General features: G+C 67.2%; 1 protein-coding gene. It reads right to left on the bottom strand.

Going from position 1 to position 256, the window contains the following annotated elements:
- Positions 1 to 256, bottom strand: a 256-nt coding sequence (locus tag ACEPPI_RS40925; protein ID WP_373920301.1) for a B12-binding domain-containing protein, incomplete at both ends; no start/stop codon positions are given.

Here is a 256-nt window from a genome sequence, read left to right as displayed (position 1 = left end):
GAGCTGCATCTGGCCGGAGCCGAACAGCTCACCGACGACCTTCATGCCCTCCAGGAGGGTGTCGTTGACGATCTCCAGGGCGGGCCGTGTCTGCAGGGCTTCGTCGAGGTCGGCCTCCAGGCCGTTCTTCTCCCCGTCGATGATCCGGCGCTGGAGGCGTTCGTCCAGCGGCAGCGCCAGGAGTTCCTCGGCCCGGCCGGCCTTGAGGGACTTGGTGTTGACACCCTCGAAGAGGGCCATCAGCTTCTGCAGCGGG

Source organism: Streptomyces sp. AB3(2024), from assembly GCF_041862025.1.
Lineage (GTDB): Bacteria > Actinomycetota > Actinomycetes > Streptomycetales > Streptomycetaceae > Streptomyces.
Note: the sequence above shows the minus strand (reverse complement) of the source record. Positions and strands in the feature narration are given on the sequence as shown.